The organism is Streptomyces sp. NPDC093225, assembly GCF_044753805.1.
Taxonomy (GTDB): Bacteria; Actinomycetota; Actinomycetes; order Streptomycetales; family Streptomycetaceae; genus Streptomyces.
This window is the reverse complement of the sequence record NZ_JBIVNX010000005.1, coordinates 73,700-90,058: the sequence shown is the minus strand read 5'-3', so window position 1 is coordinate 90,058 and position 16,359 is coordinate 73,700. Positions and strand designations below refer to the sequence as shown.

The following is a 16,359-nucleotide window of genomic DNA, read 5'->3' as shown; positions in this document are numbered from 1 at the left end:
CGCCGACGACGCGACGGCCGGCCCGATAGACCCCCGAGCGGTCTTCCGGGCCGGCCGAGGCGGCGGGCGCGGTGCCGGCGCGTGCAGCGCCGGCGTGCGGTACGGCGACCGGTCAGTAGGCGCCGAACACGTTGTCGATCGAACCGTAGCGGGCAGCCGCGTAGTTGCACGCCGCGGTGATGTTGGCGACCGGGTCGTAGAGGTCCATCGACGTGCCGGGCACGTGGTAGGCGTTGAACGTCGGCTGGATGACCTGGAGCAGGCCCTTCGACGGGATGCCGTTCTGGGCGTTGATGTCCCAGTTGTTGATGGCGAGCGGGTTGCCCGAGGACTCGCGCATGACGTTGCGGTAGATGCCGTTGTACGAGCCGGGGATGCCGTGCTTGGCCATGATGTCGAGGGACTCGCGGATCCAACCGTCGAGGTTGTTCGCGTACGTCTTCTTCACCACGGCCGGGGTGGCCTTGAGGGTCGTGGGGCGGGTCGAGCGGTCGGCGCGCGCGGCGGCGGTGCGGGCGGGGGCCGCGGCCTTGCCGTCCACGCGGAGCTTCATGCCCGGTCGGATCAGTGACGGGTCGTCACCGATGACGGACTTGTTGTCCTGGTACAGCTTCTTCCAACCGCCCGCCACACCGTGCTTCTTCGCGATCCCGGCGAGCGAGTCACCGGCGACGACGGAATACGTGGCCGGGGCCTTCAGAAGGGCCTCGGGGGTGAGGGTGGGGGCGGCGATCTTTGCGACAGTGATCGAATGCGTTGCCGTCGGGGCGGCCGCCGCGGCGGTGGTCGCGCCGATCACGGGCAGGGCCAGGGCGGCGCCGCCGGTGCCGACCGCGAAGAATCCGCGGCCGAGTCGAGAGTTCTTGGGACGGCGGTGCTTGCCTTTTCCGGGCATGGCGCATTCCTCTCCGTCGCCTGCGAGGTGAGCTGTCGGGTTCGGGCTGGAGATGCCCGGACGCGCTGGTCGAGCGCGCCTTCACCCCAAGCCGCACCGGATGGGCCGGTGCGGCGCTTACCTGGGTCCCCCGCTCCTGCCGTACGTGAATGAGTGAGTGGTGTGGGGAATCCGGGCGGCGGCAGGATTCGGCGTTCCACCCGGAATGAGCGTGACCGTAGGCGAGAGCTGCACGGCTGAACAAGTCCCGAATTCCTTAACGCAAAGTTGCCGCAGGAACGGCGACGGAAAACGAACATGATCGGCCGACACGCCGATGGCCAACTGAGGCTCCACAGAGCCGCAGTCGCGAAGTCGATCTCCCCGCCCCGACGCGTCCCACGTGACACATGTCACCGAATGCACGACGGTGCCACATAAGCGGGAAAGACCAGCCAAACCCGAGGAATTGACCGAGCCGGGCGTCACGCAACAGAAACCATCACTCCAGCCCAAATCGGACTTAAGGAATCAACTGGGTGAGGATGGAGCATTGCGGTGCGCCGGGTGTGCGGCTGCCCGGGTGACTTCCGTCCCGCGACGGCCCGGGCACCCGCCCCCGGCTCCGCGCGTGTGCTCCGCTCGGTGTGCCTCGCCCGTCGCCGCCCCGTCGCCGCCCCGTCGCCGCCCCGTCGGCGGCCCCGTCGGCGGCCCCGTCGGCGGCCCGCCGCCCGCCCGCCACCGCCCGCCCTGGAGGCCCCACCCCATGACCGCAGACTCCGCGCACGGGACGGGCCGCGAGCCGGTCCGCGTGCTGGTCTTCGGCGCCTCCCGGCGCTCCGACTCCCTCAACTCGCGGCTCGCCGAGCTCGTCGCCCGGCTCGCCGCCCAGGCCGGCGGCGCCGTCGACCTCGCGCGCATGGCCGACTTCGACATGCCGGTCTACGACGGCGACACCGAGCAGGAGACCGGCCTGCCGCAGGGCGCACTGGCGCTGCGCGAGCGGATCGCCTCCTGCGACGGCTTCGTGATCGCCTCGCCCGAGTACAACGCCTCCGTACCGGGCGTGCTGAAGAACGCGATCGACTGGGTCTCCCGAGTGCGCCCCCAGCCGTTCAAGGACAAGCACGCCCTGCTGGTGTCCGCCTCGCCCTCGCTGGTGGGCGGCAACCGCGGGCTGTGGGCCCTGCGCGTCCCGCTGGAGCACCTGGGCACCCGTGTCTACCCGGACATGTTCAGCCTCGCCCGCGCCCACGAGGGCTTCACGCCGGAGGGCAACCTGACCGACACCGGGCTCCAGGCGCGCCTGACGGACACGGTGGCGGCCTTCCTGCGCCTGGTGGAGGCGGACACCCGCTACGTCTGCCTGCAGCGCCGGTGGTACGAGTTCCTGAGCGACCGCACCGACGCGGCCGTCACGGAGCGCTCGCAGGACTGACGCGCGGGTCAGTCGCCGAGACCGGTGACGGCCAGGGCCGAGGCGATGGTGAGGACCGCGAGGATGGTCATGACCACGCGCAGCGCCGCCGCGCCCCGCTCCTGCGGAGGGAGCCCGGGACGCTCCCGGCGTTCGCTGGGGCCGGGCAGCCGGACGAGCGCGGCGTTCGCGCGCCGCAGCTGGTCGCAGCGGCCGCAGTCCTCGCCCTCGTGGCGGGACGGTGAGTCGAGCCAGTAGGCACCGCTCAGGGCGGCCACGGGTGCGTGGCGTGCGCCCGGCGGGGCGGCCGGGCCGGGAGGAGTCGTCACGGACGGCTCAACCCGGACCTCGCCGAACGGGAAACGGCGCCCTGGCACACCGGTATGAATTCGTTGTCTTCAGCCCGTGTACCGCCCCGTCGCGCGGCGCGCGCCCCCCGCGCCCGGGCCGGGCGCCCTGCCGGCGCGGGGTACGACCGGGCCTTGATCGACTTCCACCAAGGCCGTCCCGGGCCGGCCCCGGCAGATCGTCCAAGCGAGCGGGTTGGCGGACCGGCCGAAGTTCCGTCCGGCGCGGGTGCGCGGGCCGCCGGCGGGCATACGTTGGGGTCTGACCTGGGAAGACCGGGAAGACGCGAGAAGGGCGGCGTGTGATGCGCGAGCTGGTGGAGACGGCGCGGCGGTGGGCGGCCGAGGGGCGTACGGCGTTCCTGGCCCGGCCCGTGACCGAGCAGGGCTTCGGCCCCCGGGACCCCGCCGGGGCGCTGCTCGTCGATCCGCGGGGCGAGTGCGCGGGGAGCCTGTACCGGGGGGTGTTCGACGAGCAGCTCGTCGCGGAGGCGGCCGCGGTCCCGGACGGGGTGACGGCGCGGGTCTGCCAGGTGTCGGTGCACGGCACCGAGGCGACCGGCGCGGGCCTCACCTGCGGCGGGCAGTCGGAGATCCTGGTGCAGCCGCTGGCGTCCGTTCCCGGGCAGTGGTGGGAGGAGCTGGCGCTCGGGTCGAGCGCGGCCCTGGTGACGCGGCTGAGCGAGGACGGCACGCAGGCCGTGAGCACCGTCGTGCGCGTCGGCGACGGCGCCGCTCCCGCCGGCGGTCCGGAGGCGGTGCGCGAGGCCCTGGAGCTCCTGGGGCGGCACCGGGCGGGGCGCGAGGCCCGCTACAGCGACGAGGGCCTGGTCCTGATCGAGGCGTACCCGGCCGATCCGTACCTGGTGATCGGCGGGACCGGCGAGCTCGCCGAGCTGATCGGGCGGCAGGCGGAACTGCTCGGCTGGGAGTGGCTGACGACCCAGGACCGTGCGGAGGCGGAGAAGCGGCTGACGGCACGGCGGGGTTCGGCCTGTCTGGTGATGCTCAGTCACGAGCCGTCGTTCGACGCGCCGGTGCTGGGCGGCGCACTGCGGCTCGGGATCCCCTACGTGGGCGCGCTGGGGTCCCGCCGCACGCAGGCCCGGCGGCGCGAGGACCTGCTCGCGGCGGGGCTGACCGAGGCGCAGCTGGCGCACGTGCACGGCCCGATCGGGCTGGACCTGGGCGCGCGCACCCCCGCGGAGACGGCCCTGGCGATCTGCGCGGAGGTGCTGAGCGTCCTGACCGCCGTCACGGCCGTCACGGCCGAACCGGCCGGCGCCGGCGCTGCGTGAACACCCGCGCCGCATAAGGGGTGTCCGGGGGACCGGGGCCGTCCGGCCCTGATCCGCCGGACGCCCCGGGGCGGGCCCGTGCTGACGGCCGGGTCCGCGCCGGGGGCCGCCGGCCGGCTGAGGGGATGCCCGTCGGTCAGGGGATGTCGGTGTCCGAGGGTTCGAGCGCGTACACGTGCGGCTCGGCACCGACCCAGTCGATGAGCCGCGAGTCCCCGAGGACCAGCTCGTCGGGGTCCGGGACCTCGGCCCGGCGCAGGAACTCGATCACGTCCGCGTCGGAGCGGGCCAGCCCCAGGATGTCCTCGTGCCCCTCGGTCCGCAGGGTCACGCGGCGCCCGCCCGAGGGCGAGATCCGGTGCACGACGATCGGTGCGTGGCGCATGCCTCCAGCGTCGGGCGCGGGGCCTGGCCGCGCATCCCGGAGCGCCCTGCCGGAGGGGTTGACCCTGCCCCTCGGGGCAGGGTTTAGCGTGCGGGGTGTGAGGAGGGGCGGATGAGGATCGGAGAACTGGCCCGGCGTGCGGGGACGACGCTCAAGGCGGTGCGCTACTACGAGGCACTGGGCCTGGTCACCCCCGACCGGCTGGCCAACGGCTACCGCGACTACGGCGAGCACGACGTGCGGGTGGTCCGCGAGATACGGGCGCTGAGCGGACTGGGCATCCCGGTGGAGCGCACCCGGCCGTTCCTGGACTGCCTGGCGGCCGGTGGCGCGCACGCGGACGACTGCCCCGCCTCACTGGCCGGCTACCGCGAGGCGATCGACGACCTGTCGGCGCGGATCGAGGCGCTCACCGAGCGCCGCGCGGTCCTCGCCGCGCACCTCCGGCGGGCCGCGTACCGCAACAGCGTCGCCCGGGCGTCCGACGTCCCGGGCCGGGAGGGAGAGCACCCCGTGAGCACCACCACCACCATCGCGGACCGCGGACGGTCCGCCCCGCAGGACCGCACCGCACCGCCGCACGACCACGCCGTGCTGCCGGCCGGGCTGCCGGTGCCCGAGGACGACGGTGGTGCCGACCACCTGCCCGGACTGCCGCTCCCCGGGCTGGGGCTGACGGCGACGACCGGCGCTCCGGTGCGGCTGGACGCGCTGGGGCCGGGGCGTACGGTCCTCTACGTGTACCCGCTGACCGGCCGGCCGGACACCGACCTGCCCGAGGGCTGGGACGGCATTCCGGGGGCGCGCGGGTGCACGGCCGAGGCCTGCGACTTCCGCGACCACCACGCGGAGCTGCGGGATGCGGGGGCGGCGCGGGTGTTCGGGCTGTCGAGCCAGGACACCGCCTACCAGCGGGAGGTGGTGGAGCGGCTGCGGCTGCCCTTCGCGATGCTCTCGGACCCGGACCGCGCGCTGGGCGCGGCACTTCGGCTGCCGGAGTTCGACGCGGCCGGCACGACGCTGTACAAGCGGCTGACGATGATCGTCCGGGACGGGCTGGTCGAGCACGTCTTCTACCCGGTCTTCCCGCCGAACGAGCACGGCCGGCAGGTCCTGACCTGGCTGCGGGAGAACCCGGCGTGACGGGGGTCGGGGGCGGGGGCGCCGGGACGGCCGGCGGCCGGGGGCACGGCTTCGAGCCCGCCACGGGTGACGGACCGCCGGTGCCGGAGGAGGGGGCCGCGCTACGGGCGGCCGAGGTGCGGACCGCCCACGAGGGCCTGCGGCAGATCCGCCGCGTCCTGGGCGCGGTGCCGGACGACGGGCCGGGGACGACGGGGCCGGGGGCGACGGGGCCGGGGGCGACGGGGCCGGGGGCGACGGGCGCGGACGGAGCGGCGGCCGAGGGCCGGCCGGCCCCGTGGGAGCGCGAGCGCTCCGTGCGGGCGGTGGCGCTGGTGCTGGAGGCGGCGGGGATCCCGCCGTCGGCCGTGGCCCCGGACGGCCGGCGCGACCGCACCGGCTACGTGGTGCGGGCCGGCGAGGGACCGGGCCGGGTCAGGGTGACCTGGGAGGGACCGGCCGGCAGCCGGGCCGCCGAGGAGGAGGCGGCCCGGCTGGCGGACTGCGCGGACGTGCTGGGCCGGTGGGGCTGGGACTGCCTGCTCTACCGGGGGCCGCGCCGGCGCCGGTTCCTGGAGGCGGAGCCCGCCCGGTGACCGGCGTCGTTCACGTGCCCGGCTGCCGCGTGCGCCGATCGCCGATCGGCACGCGCGGCAGCCGGGTGTCCGCCGGTCGTCACCCGCGCGGCACCGGGATCGCGTGATCCGCGCCGGTCACTTCCGGAGCAGCAGGGTCACGGCCGCGGCCGCCACCGCGAGCAGCAGGGCGTACAGGCCGGTGCGCAGGCGGTGCGTCCGCAGGGCGGGCACGAAGGAGTCCAGCGCGTAGCGGCCCGGCCCCGCGAGGGTGAGGCCGGCCGCGGAGACGGTGAGCAGCAGTTCGTACTCGACGCCCTCGGGCGCGAAGAACCCGCCGCTCCAGATGACGGCCAGCGCGTTGATCATGGTGCCGACCAGGGCCGCGCCCGCGAGCGGGGTGAGCAGGCCGGCCGCCAGCCCCAGACCGCCGAGGGTCTCGGCGAGGCCGGCGACCACGGCCATGGCGTCGCCGGCCGGGTAGCCGCTGGCGGTGAAGAACTGGCCGGTGCCGCTGATGCCGCCACCGCCGAACCAGCCGAAGAGCTTCTGGCTGCCGTGGGCGGCCATGGTCAGGCCCACCGCCAGGCGGAGCAGGAGCAGACCGGCGTCGGAGGCGTGGCTGGGGCGCAGGGTGGCGGACGGGGAGGACATGGGGGGTCCCTCTCGTTGGGGCGGGTGGCTGGTCGGGGAGCGCGGGACGCCGTACGTCCGTACGGGCGCCGCCACGCAAAAGTGGTTCGAATTCGAACCACCAGGCGTCCGACCATAGCGGGTCGTTCGAATCCGAACAACTGACGTACGCTGGGAGGCATGGGTGACACGAGATGGCTGAACGACGACGAGATGCGGGCCTGGCGCGGCTTCCTGGCCGCCTCCGCACTCCTCAACCGCCGCCTCGACCAGCAGCTGAAGGACGACTCGGGCCTCTCCCACCCGCAGTACGAGATCCTCGTGCGGCTCTCGGCCGCCCCTGACCACGAGCTGCGCATGACGGAGCTCGCCGACGGACTCATCAACTCCAAGAGCGGGCTGACCTACCAGGTCACACAGCTGGAGAAGGCCGGCCTGGTGCGCCGCCGCAGCTGCCCCTCCGACGTCCGGGGCGTCTTCGCGGTCCTCACCGACCTGGGCCGCGAGCGGCTGGAGCAGGCGGCGCCGGGCCACGTGACGGAGGTCCGCCGGCACCTCATCGACGTCCTCACGCCCGAGCAGCTCGACGCCCTGGCCGACGGCCTGGGCGAGGTCTCGCGGCGCCTGCGGAGGATCTGACCCGACCCCACCCCGCGACACCGGGCGGCGCGACGGCGCCGCGACCCCCAGGACCGCGGCAGCCCTGCGGGCCAGGGTCGGTTCAGCCGGCCGCGGGTGCGGCCGCGAGGCCGCCGAGCAGGGCGTCCAGGGCCAGGTCGAAGCGCGCCCGGTGGTCCTCGGGCGTGCCCAGTCCGGCCGCGACGGCCGCCGCCAGGGTCGGGAAGTCCGCGAGGTCGAGCGGCGCGTCCGCCTCCTCGGGGTGCCCGGGAGTGGTGGCGGCCTCGGCCAGGCAGTGCCCGATCACGAACGTGGCCACCGCGTTGACGATGCGCAGCGCCCGCAGCGGCTCGAGGCCGGCACCGGCGAGGGCGGCCGCGGTGTCCTCCACCGCCCGCAGGGCCGCCGCCGAGCGGGCGGGCCGGGTCGCCACGAGCGGGATCACGCCCGGGTGGCGCAGGAGTTCGGCACGGAAGGCGACGGCGAAGCCGTGCAGCCGTGCCGGCCAGGCGTCGGCGGACCACGCGTCGGCGGGTGCGTCGCCGACCGGCGGGCCGGCCGCGGGACGGACGGCCGAGACCACCAGTTCCACCAGGCCGTCCAGCAGGGCGGCCTTGTTCGGCACGTAGTGGTACAGGGTCATCGCCTCGACGCCGAGCTCGGCACCCAGCTTGCGCATGGAGAGCTTCTCGATCCCCTCACGGTCCGTCAGTTCCAGTGCGGCGCGCAGGACTTGGTCCCGACTGAGGCCCGCCTTGGCTCCGGTGCGGCTGCGGGTCCCGGCCATCTCTGCCCCCTTGACTTTCTTACGGCGTAAGAGCAAGAGTAGCCGCCATCGGATCCTTACACCGTAAGAGAGAGGTCGGACCATGACCGCCCTACGCCAGGACGTGCAGCCCCCCGCCCCCACCGACGCCCGCGCCGGGGTCCCCGGCACCGCGGCGAACAGGGCGGTGGTGACCGGGTTCTTCGCGGCCGTCAACGAGCGCCGGCTGGCGGACCTGCCCCGCTACCTGGCGGCCGACGTGATCGACCACAACAAGATCATTCACGGCGAGCCGGACGAGCCCGGCGCCGCGTTCGAGGCCATCGCGATGCAGCTCGCCGCCTTCGAGCCGTACCACGCGCGGGTCGACGAGCTGCTGGTCGAGGGCGACCGGGTGGTCGCGCGGATCACCCAGAGCGGCGTCAACTCCGGCGCGCACCCGCGGATGCCACGGCCGACCGGCCGGTCCTTCGAGAACGAGGCGATGTTCGTGTTCACGCTCGCCGGGGGACGGATCACCGAGATGCGCGCCGTGTCGGACCGCCTGGGCCTGTTCCTCCAGCTGGGCTGGGACTGGCCGACCGTCGACTGAGGCCGACCCGGGACGCGTTCCGGCGGACCGGACCGGCGCGTCACGGGCCCGGGTGGACACGCGGGGTGTGCGTACCGGCATGATCATGACCGGAAGCAACGGCCCGGGCGGGACGACGTCCCGCCCGGACGAGCGAGGAGGCGTACGGCATGGGCGATGTGCTGCTGGTGCGGCACGGCGAGACGGCCTGGAGCGCGACCGGGAGGCACACCGGGCTGACCGACGTGCCGCTCGCCCCGCGGGGCGTGGAGGAGGCGATCTCCCTCGCGCCCTACTTCTCCGGGCTCTCCCCCGCGCTGGTGCTGACCAGCCCGCTCAGCCGGGCCCGGAGCACCGCCCGGCTGGCCGGACTGCCGGACGCGCCGGTCGACCCGGACCTGCACGAGTGGGACTACGGGGCGTACGAGGGCATCACCACGGCGGAGATCCACCGCACCCGGCCGGACTGGACGCTGTGGCACGACGGGGTGCCGGCGGGCGACGCGGAGCACCCGGGCGAGATGCCCGAGGAGGTGGGCGCCCGCGCGGACCGGGTGCTGAAGCGGGTCGCGGACGCGCTGGCCGACCGGCCGGGCGACGCGGTGCTGGTGGCGCACGGCCACTTCCTGCGTGTCCTGACGGCCCGCTACCTGCGGCTGCCGCCCGCGGACGGGCGGCTGTTCCTGCTGCAGACGGGCACGGTCGGCCGGCTCTCGACCGAGCACGGCGAACCCGTCATCGCGGGCTGGAACACCCGCCCCCTGCCGTAGGAGCGGCTCGAGGGAGCGGCTCAGCCGAGTTCGAGGCTCGTGATCCCGTAGAGCCCCGGCAGGTCGAGGTCCGGGACCGGTCCGGTGTACATGCGGGCGGTCTCGAACGCCGGGGCCAGCCCCAGGGACTCGGCGAGGGCGAACGCGGCGGGGTTCGCGTCCGGCACGTCGACCGCCAGCGGCTCGCCGGGGGCGGTGGCCGCCAGCCGGTGCAGCAGGGCGGCGGCGATCTCCGGCGTGGTCGCGTACAGCGGACCCACGCGGTGCGCGGCGGCGGCCGGTCGGATCACCCCGAGCCCCTCGAGGTGCCCGTCGCGCACGGCGGCGTACGCCGCGCGGCCCGGCAGAACGGTCCACGCGGCGAGGAAGCCGTCGCGGGCCTCGGGGAAGAACCGCCGGTCGTACGCCGCAAGTTGGGCGAACGGGACCTCCCGGGCGTCCACCAGCTCGACGCCGGCGGGCGGGGCCGCCGCCGGCAGCACGCCCTCGAAGCGCATGTTGGTCCAGGCCGAACGGAACCCGGAGAGCCGGTAGTTGTCCTGCTGCTCCACCACGCCGTCCAGCCCGACCAGGCGACCGTCGAGGGCGGCCATGCCGGCCCGCCACAGTTGGATGCCGTACCCCCGTCCGCGCTCCGACGGATGGGCGATGTAGAAGCCGATGAAGCCGAAGCCGGAGCCGTAGCGGACGGCCGAGATGCAGGCCAGCGGGACGCCGTCGCGCCGCCCGACCAGGAAGCCGCGGGGGTCGGCCACGGAGAAGGCGAACCGGTCGGAGTCCCCCGGGTTCCAGCCCTCCTCCTCGGCCCAGTCGCGCATCAACTGCAGGTCCGCGGCGCTCGCGCTCGCGATCTCAAGGTCGGCCATGACGGCTTTCTACCAGAGGGACGCGGCGCGGGCGCCGGACGTTCGGGCCGGGTTCCTCAGGACAGGCCGCCGTCGTACGAGCGGTCGTCGTCCGAGTCGTACACCTGGGCGCCGGCCGCGTCGTATCCCATGATGTGCGGGGCGCGCTGCGGCTGGTCGGTCAGGACCCCGGTGGCCGCGAACCAGCCGTGGTCCAGCGCGGCCGCCTCGGTCCGGCCCCCGTACGAGACGGTCACCTTGGCCACCGCCGCGTCGACGGTGCCGATGGCGCCCCAGCGGAACGGCAGCCGGTACCCGGTGCTGGTGACGAGCGCCTGCCGGTACAGCTTCTGGCCGTTGACGTCGGGCTGCACCGGGCCCGCCCCGGGATCGGCGTCGGGGGTGGAGGCGTTGAGGCCGTTCGCCCGGCCGTCCTTGAGGGAGCAGATCAGCCGTTCTCCCTGCCGCCCCGCGGCGGGCACGGCGACGACGTACGTGCCGTCGCCCGGGGCGTTGTCGTCGCCGGTGCTGCGGTGCGCGAGCAGGATCCGGTAGTCGTCGGGCCGCCCCGGGCCGGGATTGCGCGGGTCGAGGTGGTTCGCGCGCCGGAACTCCAGGCACGCCTCCAGCCCGTGGGCCGCCTGCGCGAAGGTGATCCCGTCCACCAGCTGGCCCGGCGTGGCGGGCGCCCCCGGCCCCTTCGGCGCCGGCTTCGTCCCGGGCTTCGGGGCAGCCGGCGCAGTGGTGCTCGGGGCGGGCCCCGCCGCCGACGGCCGCTGCTCGCCGCGGGTCAGGTCCGTCAGTGCGTACGCCGCGGCGGGTACGAGTGCCAGCGCCACCACCGCCGCCGCGACGGCCGCGGTGCGGCGCCGCCGCTCGGTCCGGCCCTGCCGCAGGATGGCGGCGTACGGCACCGGAGTCGGGCGCAGGCCCTCGGCGTCCTCGGCCAGCAGCCTGCGCAGGGCCCGCTCGGCGTCCTCCGGACGCCCGTCGTCGTTCGTCATCGTCGTGCCCCCTGCTCCATCGTCTTCCTGGTTTCCGTGCCCCTGCTCGGGGTGTCCGTGAGCCCCCGCGCCCCGATCGCCGCCCTCGGCTCGCCCGGGGTGCGCGCCGTCGGTGCGGCCGTCCGCTTCGGGTACGCCGCCGCTCGGCCGGGTCCGGGGCCCGGGCCCCCGCCGGGGGCACCGCCCCGTGCGTGCCGCCCGTCCCGGCCTTCCGTCCGGTCCGGCTCGTCCCGCCCGTCCCGCAGCAGCGCGAGGCCCGGATGGGCGCGCAGCTTCGCCAGTCCCTTGGACGCCTGGCTCTTCACCGTTCCCGGCGAGCAACCCAGCGCCTCGGCGACCTCGGCCTCCGCGAGGTCCTCCCAGTACCGCAGCACGACCACCGCCCGCTGCCGCGGTGGCAGCGTCGCGAGGGCGGCCGTCAGCGCGGTCCGCTCGCCGGCCCACTGCACGGCCGTGTCGGACCGCGCGGAGGTGTCCGGCGGCGCACCCGTCAGCCACTCGGCGATCCGCCGCTTGCGGAACCGGTCGCTGTTGCAGGTGACCAGCACCTTGCGCACGTACGCCTCCGGCCGGTCACTGCGCGAGACGCGCCGCCACGAGCGGTACGCCTTCGCCAGCGCGGTCTGCGTCAGGTCCTCCGCGTCGTGCGGATCGCCCGTCAGCAGGTAGGCCGTGCGCACCAGATGGCTCCAGCGCGCTCTGACGAACGCCTGGAACTCCTCTTCTTCCTCGGCATGCATCGCGCATCCCCCTTCCGCCCTCCAGACCACCGGTCCGCCGGATTCGGTTGCCCGGCCCACCGAAAGTGCCCCGGCCCACCGACGGGGACCGGACGGCAGGGGGCCCGGACGGCGGGGGTGGCTTCGTCGGGGCGTCAGGGGCGGGCCGTAGGGTGGGGGCATGGAGTCTTACACCATCGGGCAGGCGGCCCGACTGCTCGGCGTCAGCGTGGACACGGCGCGCCGCTGGGCGGACGCGGGCCGGTTCGTGACGCGCCGCGAGGGCGGGCGCCGGTTCGTGGACGGGCGGGAGCTGGCCGCCTTCTGCGTGGAGGTGGCCCAGGACGCGGAGGGCGACGAGGAGGCCCAGTACACCTCGGCCCGCAACGCCTTCCCGGGGATCGTGACCGCGGTGAAGCTCGGTGACGTCGCGGCGCAGGTGGAGATCCAGGCCGGCCCGCACCGGCTGGTCTCGCTGCTGACCCGCGAGGCGGTCGACGAGCTGGGCATCGAGGTGGGCATGCAGGCCACCGCCCGGGTGAAGTCCACCAGCGTGTTCATCGACCGCGCCTGACCGCGCCGCGGGCGCCGGCCGGGCCGCTCCGCCAGGACTCCGTCAGGGCTGTGTCAGGGTTCGGGCGCCGTGCGTCAGGATGACGTCAGCACGGCCCGCCCCGCGCCGTGCGCACGCTTCTATGGCACGGCGGACACGGGCACAGGAGGGTGCGAGCGATGCGCGTGGTGGTCGGAGTCAGTGGTACCCCGCACGGGGCGACGGCACTGCACCGGGCGGCGGACGAGGCCCGGGTGCGCGGTGCGGACCTGTGGACGGTACTGGCCTGGAAGCTGCCCGGGCACGATCCGGACCGGCGCGAGACCTGGCGGAGCACAGCGGTGGCGCGGCTGCGGGAGATCCTCGACGAGGCGTTCGGCCCCGCCGGGCCCGGCGTGCCGCTGGCGGGCCTGACGGCCCTCGGGTCCCCCGGCCCGGTCCTGGTCGACGTGGCGCAGGCCCCGGACGACGTCCTGGTCGTCGGTACCGGCACGCGCCGTGGACTGCGCCGGGCGCTGGCGCCCTCGACCGCCCGCTACTGCCTGACCCGGGCCGCCTGCCCGGTGCTCGTGGTGCCGCCCTCGCCGCTGGAGGCCGCGCTGGAGACCGTACGGCGCAGGAACGCCCGGGGGCTGCCGCTGGACGCGCGCGAACTGGGCGCCGTACGGCCCTGACGTGGACAATGGGGCATTGTCCGCACATCGCCACAGGGGATGGATGCCGCATGAGGCACCGCCGGGTCGACGACCTGATGACGCCCACCGCCGTCAGCGTCCAGCGGGGCACCTCCTTCAAGGAGATCGCCCGACTGCTCGACGAGTACGGCATCACGGCGGTGCCCGTGGTCGACGAGGGGCGCCCGGTGGGCGTGGTCTCGGAAGCCGACCTGCTGCGTCGCCAGGCCGGTCGGGCGGGCACCGGAACGGCCGCCACCGCCGAGGGCCTGATGACCAGTCCGCCCGTGGTGGCCCGTCCCGAGTGGAGCGCCGTCGAGGCGGCCCGGGTGATGGAGGAGGCGCGCGTCAAGCGGCTGCTGGTGGTGGACCGGGCGGGCTTCCTGATCGGCGTCATCAGCCGCAGCGACCTGCTGCGGGTCTTCCTGCGCCGGGACCGGGCCATCCAGGAGGAGATCCTGGAGGACGTGCTCACCCGCACCCTGGGCCTGTCCCCGTCGGCGTTGACGGTCGAGGTGGGCGACGGCCGCGTGACGTTGAGCGGCACCGTGGAGCGCAGGAGCCTGGTGCCGATCACCGTGCGGCTGTGCGAGAGCGTGGACGGCGTGATCGAGGTCGTGGACCGCCTGACGTACGAGCACGACGACACCGCGTCATGAAGGGGCGGGCAGCTGCCCGTTCGGCCAGGGGATGACGGTCGGGTACGTGGCCGTCCGCGTCTGGAGGTCGTGGCCCCGGTGGGCACGATCGGCTATGACGCGTCCGGGGGTTCCGACGGTGCCCCGTCCGGCCCCCCGGGTGGTGACGGGGCGGGAGGTGGCGCGGAGGACGTGGCGAGCACCGTCTCGATCGTGTCCGCGTCCTCGGCCCGCTTGTCGGGCCGGTGCCGTACGACGCGGGCGAACCGGAGGGCGACGCCGGCCGGGTAGCGCGAGGAGCGCTGGAGACCGTCGAAGGCGACCTCCACGACGAGCTCGGGCCGGACCGGGACCACGTATCCGCCGTCGTCCTCGGCGAGTTCGCGCAGCCGCTGCGTCTGCCAGCGCAGCATCTCGTCGGTGAGGCCCTTGAAGGTCTTGCCGAGCATGACGAACCCGCCGTCGGCGGTCCGGGCACCCAGGTGGAGGTTGGACAGCAGGCCGGTGCGCCGCCCGTGGCCCCATTCGGCGGCGAGGACCACGAGGTCCAGGGTGTGCACGGGTTTGACCTTCAGCCACGAACGGCCGCGCCGCCCGGCCGTGTAAGGCGCGTCCAGGGCCTTGACCACCACGCCCTCGTGCCCGCGCCGCAGGGCCTCGGCCCAGAACTCCTCGGCGGCCGCGGCCTGGGCGACCGGGTCCGCCACGACCAGCCGGCGGACGCGGGCGGTTCCGGGCACCAGCGCGTCGAGCCGGACCTGCCGGTCGCGCACCGGGAGGTCGAGCAGTTCCTCGCCGTCGACCGCCAGGACGTCGAAGAACGCCGGGGAGAGCGGGAGGGCGGCGCGCGCCCCGGCGACGTCGAGCCGCGAACCGACCCGGCTCGCGACCTCCTGGAACGGCACCGGCCGCCCGACGGGGTCCAGCGCGATCACCTCGCCGTCGAGGACGAACCGGTCCCCCGGCAGGCCGGCGGCCAGGGCCACCACCTCGGGCAGCCGCGCGGTGACGTCGTCGAGGGAGCGGGTGTAGACCCGTACCTCCGGGCCGTCGCGGTGCACCTGGACGCGGATGCCGTCGAGCTTCTCCTCGACGCTGCACGGACCGAGCGTCGCGAGCGCCTCGGCCACCGACTTCGCGGTGTGGGCGAGCATCGGCTGGACCGGCCGTCCCACGCGCAGGGTGAAGCGGTCCAGTGCGGGGGCGCCCCCGGCCAGCACCGCCCGTGCGACGCGCGGCAGCGAGCCGTCCAGCATCACCGCGCGGCGCAGCCGCTCGGCCGGCACCCCGGCCGCGGCGGCCACGCCCTCCAGCGCCAGCGCGTCCAGTGCGCCCTGCCGCACCTCGCCCGACAGCAGCCGCAGGAGGAAGGGCTGTTCGTCGGCGGTGGCGGCGCAGAGGAGCTCGTCGAGGATCCGCCGCCGCTCGGCCCGGGCGCCGGCTCCCGAGACCGCGGCGAGCGCGGTCACGGCCTCGTCGACGGCCCGTACGGTCAGGGTGGGCTCGGCCGCGGGGGCGACCGGACGGGACAGGGTGGTCCAGCCGACGCCGGGGCGGCCCTGCGGCAGCCGGCCGGAGAGGTAGGCGATCACCAGGTCGACGTCGGGGGCCGGGGTGGCGGCGAACAGCTCCGCCATGAGGGCCGTCTTGCGGGACCGCGCCGAGGTCCCGGCGACCTCGCGGGACACCCGCGCCACGTCCGCCAGCTGCATGCCGTCATCCTCCCGCGTCCGCCGGAGCGCCGCACCAGGGCACCCCCCACCGTTAATCGTGCACGTGTTCGAGTCCCGGGGGTACGCTGGGAGCATGCACGCGCACCTCCAGGCCTCCCTGTTCGACCAGAGCGACGAGATCCGGCTCGGCCCCCTCACCGGGCTGGAGCGCACCGGGCTGGGCTCCGGCGCCTGGGTCGACCACCTGCCCGGGTGGCTGCACGGGGCCGACGCGCTGTTCGAACGGCTGGCCGCCGACGTGCCCTGGCGGGCCGAGCGCCGCCAGATGTACGAGCGGGAGGTCGACGTGCCGCGTCTGCTGGCCTCGTACCGCGAGGGCGAACCGCTCCCGCACCCCGCCCTCGCCGAGGCCCGCGACGCGCTCGGCCGCCACTACGCGGGCGAGCTCGGCGAGCCCTTCGTGACGGCCGGGCTGTGCCTGTACCGGGACGGACGCGACTCCGTCGCCTGGCACGGGGACCGCACCGGGCGCTCCTCCAGCGAGGACACGATGGTCGCGATCCTCTCCGTCGGCGACCCGCGCGACCTCGCCCTGCGCCCGCGCGGCGGCGGCCCGGTGGCCCTGCGGCTGCCGCTCGGACACGGCGACCTGGTCGTGATGGGCGGCTCCTGCCAGCGCACCTGGGACCACGCGATCCCCAAGTCCGCCCGCGCGGTGGGCCCCCGCATCAGCATCCAGTTCCGCACGCGCGGGGTGCAGTAGGGGGGCGGCGCACCCCCGGTGCCACGGCCCCGCGCACACCTCGTCCTCCGAGCCGACCGGACGGTACGCGGGGGCGGTGACCGGGTGTCCGAGGTTGCTCCTAACATGTCCTGC

At 75.2% G+C, this 16,359-nt stretch carries 19 protein-coding genes, 1 pseudogene and 1 riboswitch; of the genes and pseudogenes, 11 read left to right on the top strand and 9 right to left on the bottom strand.

The genetic code is table 11. The features are described from left to right. Nucleotides 1-112 precede the first annotated feature (112 nt). Nucleotides 113-895, bottom strand: coding sequence for a transglycosylase SLT domain-containing protein (locus tag ACIQCH_RS07310; RefSeq protein ID WP_402578873.1), 783 nt, complete (start codon nucleotides 893-895; stop codon nucleotides 113-115). 4 nt (nucleotides 896-899) lie between these two features. Further along, nucleotides 900-1,061, bottom strand: a riboswitch (cyclic di-AMP (ydaO/yuaA leader). A 579-nt stretch (nucleotides 1,062-1,640) separates the two neighbouring features. Between ACIQCH_RS07310 and ACIQCH_RS07305 the strand changes: the two genes are divergently transcribed. Next, nucleotides 1,641-2,312: an NADPH-dependent FMN reductase gene (locus ACIQCH_RS07305; RefSeq protein ID WP_402578871.1), complete on the top strand. Its 672-nt coding sequence runs from the start codon at nucleotides 1,641-1,643 to the stop codon at nucleotides 2,310-2,312. 8 nt (nucleotides 2,313-2,320) lie between these two features. Here the strand turns inward: ACIQCH_RS07305 and ACIQCH_RS07300 are convergent, their stop codons facing one another. Further along, nucleotides 2,321-2,620: a hypothetical protein gene (locus tag ACIQCH_RS07300; protein WP_402578869.1), complete on the bottom strand. Its 300-nt coding sequence runs from the start codon at nucleotides 2,618-2,620 to the stop codon at nucleotides 2,321-2,323. Nucleotides 2,621-2,943: 323 nt separating this feature from the next. On the opposite strand from ACIQCH_RS07300, the gene ACIQCH_RS07295 reads away from it, so the two are divergent. Then, on the top strand, nucleotides 2,944-3,936 hold the full coding sequence (locus tag ACIQCH_RS07295; protein ID WP_402578867.1) for an XdhC family protein: 993 nt from the start codon (nucleotides 2,944-2,946) through the stop codon (nucleotides 3,934-3,936). A 136-nt stretch (nucleotides 3,937-4,072) separates the two neighbouring features. Here ACIQCH_RS07295 and ACIQCH_RS07290 read toward each other — a convergent pair whose 3' ends face one another. Then, nucleotides 4,073-4,321, bottom strand: a complete 249-nt coding sequence (locus ACIQCH_RS07290; RefSeq protein ID WP_030197095.1) for a hypothetical protein — start codon at nucleotides 4,319-4,321, stop codon at nucleotides 4,073-4,075. A gap of 111 nt (nucleotides 4,322-4,432) precedes the next feature. On the opposite strand from ACIQCH_RS07290, the gene ACIQCH_RS07285 reads away from it, so the two are divergent. Both ACIQCH_RS07285 and ACIQCH_RS07280 read left to right on the top strand, forming a co-directional pair. Further along, nucleotides 4,433-5,464 carry a MerR family transcriptional regulator gene (locus ACIQCH_RS07285; protein WP_402578865.1) on the top strand — a complete coding sequence of 344 codons (1,032 nt, stop codon included), beginning with the start codon at nucleotides 4,433-4,435 and terminating at the stop codon, nucleotides 5,462-5,464. Next, nucleotides 5,461-6,039, top strand: coding sequence for a hypothetical protein (locus ACIQCH_RS07280; protein ID WP_402578863.1), 579 nt, complete (start codon nucleotides 5,461-5,463; stop codon nucleotides 6,037-6,039). The genes ACIQCH_RS07285 and ACIQCH_RS07280 overlap by 4 nt, the downstream gene beginning before the upstream one ends. Nucleotides 6,040-6,156: 117 nt before the next feature. Here the strand turns inward: ACIQCH_RS07280 and ACIQCH_RS07275 are convergent, their stop codons facing one another. After that, nucleotides 6,157-6,672, bottom strand: a complete 516-nt coding sequence (locus ACIQCH_RS07275; RefSeq protein ID WP_402578861.1) for a DoxX family protein — start codon at nucleotides 6,670-6,672, stop codon at nucleotides 6,157-6,159. Between the two features lie 159 nt (nucleotides 6,673-6,831). On the opposite strand from ACIQCH_RS07275, the gene ACIQCH_RS07270 reads away from it, so the two are divergent. Next, on the top strand, nucleotides 6,832-7,290 hold the full coding sequence (locus ACIQCH_RS07270) for a MarR family winged helix-turn-helix transcriptional regulator (RefSeq protein ID WP_402578859.1): 459 nt from the start codon (nucleotides 6,832-6,834) through the stop codon (nucleotides 7,288-7,290). A gap of 82 nt (nucleotides 7,291-7,372) precedes the next feature. Here the strand turns inward: ACIQCH_RS07270 and ACIQCH_RS07265 are convergent, their stop codons facing one another. Further along, a complete protein-coding gene (locus ACIQCH_RS07265; protein ID WP_402578857.1) occupies nucleotides 7,373-8,056 on the bottom strand; it encodes a TetR/AcrR family transcriptional regulator C-terminal domain-containing protein in 684 nt (227 codons plus the stop codon). 82 nt (nucleotides 8,057-8,138) lie between these two features. Between ACIQCH_RS07265 and ACIQCH_RS07260 the strand changes: the two genes are divergently transcribed. After that, a complete protein-coding gene (locus ACIQCH_RS07260; protein ID WP_402578855.1) occupies nucleotides 8,139-8,627 on the top strand; it encodes an ester cyclase in 489 nt (162 codons plus the stop codon). Between the two features lie 149 nt (nucleotides 8,628-8,776). Continuing rightward, complete coding sequence (locus ACIQCH_RS07255; protein ID WP_402578853.1) at nucleotides 8,777-9,376, top strand: histidine phosphatase family protein; 600 nt, start codon at nucleotides 8,777-8,779, stop codon at nucleotides 9,374-9,376. 20 nt (nucleotides 9,377-9,396) lie between these two features. Here ACIQCH_RS07255 and ACIQCH_RS07250 read toward each other — a convergent pair whose 3' ends face one another. From ACIQCH_RS07250 to ACIQCH_RS07240, 3 genes and pseudogenes are all read right to left on the bottom strand, one after another. Further along, nucleotides 9,397-10,242, bottom strand: coding sequence for a GNAT family N-acetyltransferase (locus tag ACIQCH_RS07250; protein ID WP_402578851.1), 846 nt, complete (start codon nucleotides 10,240-10,242; stop codon nucleotides 9,397-9,399). Nucleotides 10,243-10,298: 56 nt separating this feature from the next. Continuing rightward, nucleotides 10,299-11,225 carry a hypothetical protein gene (locus ACIQCH_RS07245; RefSeq protein WP_402578849.1) on the bottom strand — a complete coding sequence of 309 codons (927 nt, stop codon included), beginning with the start codon at nucleotides 11,223-11,225 and terminating at the stop codon, nucleotides 10,299-10,301. Nucleotides 11,226-11,455: 230 nt separating this feature from the next. Next, nucleotides 11,456-11,965, bottom strand: a pseudogene (locus ACIQCH_RS07240) (SigE family RNA polymerase sigma factor); the annotation flags it as partial. A gap of 160 nt (nucleotides 11,966-12,125) precedes the next feature. Between ACIQCH_RS07240 and ACIQCH_RS07235 the strand changes: the two are divergent. From ACIQCH_RS07235 to ACIQCH_RS07225, 3 genes are all read left to right on the top strand, one after another. Next, entirely contained in the window at nucleotides 12,126-12,518 is a 393-nt protein-coding gene (locus ACIQCH_RS07235) for a molybdopterin-binding protein (protein ID WP_402578847.1), read from the top strand. Nucleotides 12,519-12,676: 158 nt separating this feature from the next. Further along, on the top strand, nucleotides 12,677-13,171 hold the full coding sequence (locus ACIQCH_RS07230) for a universal stress protein (RefSeq protein WP_402578845.1): 495 nt from the start codon (nucleotides 12,677-12,679) through the stop codon (nucleotides 13,169-13,171). 50 nt (nucleotides 13,172-13,221) lie between these two features. Continuing rightward, nucleotides 13,222-13,830 carry a CBS domain-containing protein gene (locus ACIQCH_RS07225; protein ID WP_402578843.1) on the top strand — a complete coding sequence of 203 codons (609 nt, stop codon included), beginning with the start codon at nucleotides 13,222-13,224 and terminating at the stop codon, nucleotides 13,828-13,830. Between the two features lie 92 nt (nucleotides 13,831-13,922). Here ACIQCH_RS07225 and ACIQCH_RS07220 read toward each other — a convergent pair whose 3' ends face one another. Further along, a complete protein-coding gene (locus tag ACIQCH_RS07220; protein WP_402578841.1) occupies nucleotides 13,923-15,521 on the bottom strand; it encodes an ATP-dependent DNA ligase in 1,599 nt (532 codons plus the stop codon). Nucleotides 15,522-15,615: 94 nt separating this feature from the next. Between ACIQCH_RS07220 and ACIQCH_RS07215 the strand changes: the two genes are divergently transcribed. Further along, a complete protein-coding gene (locus ACIQCH_RS07215; RefSeq protein WP_402578839.1) occupies nucleotides 15,616-16,245 on the top strand; it encodes an alpha-ketoglutarate-dependent dioxygenase AlkB in 630 nt (209 codons plus the stop codon). Nucleotides 16,246-16,359 lie beyond the last annotated feature (114 nt).